At 62.6% G+C, this 1190-nt stretch carries 1 protein-coding gene; it reads right to left on the bottom strand.

The genetic code is table 11. The features are described from left to right. Nucleotides 1-1092: type VI secretion protein IcmF/TssM N-terminal domain-containing protein (locus Phpb_RS11665; protein ID WP_276204271.1), on the bottom strand; the 1092-nt coding region annotated here is incomplete at its 3' end. Between the last annotated feature and the right edge of the window lie 98 nt (nucleotides 1093-1190).

Raw genomic sequence — 1190 nt, 5'->3', positions numbered from 1 at the left:
CACAGCGCTGTGCAGCCCCTGTATCTGGCGGGTGAAGCTGAACAGGGGGCTGCGCTGACTGATATCCACTTTATTGAGCATCATGTCCGGCATGGCCGCGTTGAGCTGCTGCATCCATTGGCGCCAGAACTGCGCCAGCTCAGCGCGCCAGCGGTGTTCATCCTGCGCATTCAGACTAAAGGTGACGCCCAGGATCTGCGCCCGCTGCGATCGGTCCAGCGACTGGAAGGCGGCGCTGAAACCGTGCAGCCGGTCGAGTTTGGTCAGTACCAGATAGCAGGGCAGATGATTATGCAGGGTTAACCGCAGATCCTGGAGGCGCAGGTGAAGCGCGGCGATAACCCGTTCCCGCTGCGCTTTGTTGTCGGTCAGTAAGCGGTGAATATCCACCGTCAGGATGAGGCCGTTGAGCGGCTGGCGCTGACGGTTTTCGGTCAGCCAGGCGAGCAGGGCCTGCCATAAGCGGGCGGGCAGTTGAGGTTGGGGGGCGTCCGGCGGCGACCGCTGGTCGATAAGGAAGCCGTCCGGGTCAATGATGACGGCTTTCTCCCCCAGCCAGCAGCGCAAATGCAGGGGCGGCGCCTCTTCCCCGGTCAGGGTGTCCGGCGCGGCAATGTCAGTCAGCCGGCAGCCTTCCTGAATCAGTGTGGTTTTGCCGCTGCCGGTGTTGCCCATCACCAGGTACCAGGGGCGCTGGTAGAGATAATCCCGGGTCCCCAGATGGCGTTGCAGCCGGGCTTTCCAGTGATGGAGATAACTGTCCTGACGGGTGATGTCGGCCAGCACCGGATCGACGGTTTTCAGTTCCACTTCCAGCCTGAGTTTTTCAAGCTGGCGCAGGCGGCGCCAGATTTTTATCCCGACAACGCTCAGGGCCAGCAGGAGGAGGATGACCGTCGCCAGCCAGCGGGCAGACAGGGTTTCCAGCGGGCGGGTCTGTTTGAACTGCCAGTCGGGACCCCACCACCACAGCCAGATAAGGGCGATACAGGGCAGGAGGGCCAGTATCAGCGAGGCGGCGGCTTTCAGTGGCGGCAGACGCGGCCTCGCCGGTTTTTTGATATTTTTTAGCAGCAGAGAGAGCCAGTTCATGGGTTAACGCTCCTGTTTGCGGTCGTCGCCTTTGCGGGGGCGGTGATGGCGGCTTTTTCCGCCAGGGCCGCCAGCAGGCCGGGTTCCCAGTCGGCGAG

The sequence above is a fragment of the Photorhabdus namnaonensis genome (assembly GCF_001684335.1).
GTDB classification, from domain to species: domain Bacteria; phylum Pseudomonadota; class Gammaproteobacteria; order Enterobacterales; family Enterobacteriaceae; genus Photorhabdus; species Photorhabdus namnaonensis.
This window is presented reverse-complemented; position numbering and strand designations above follow the sequence as displayed.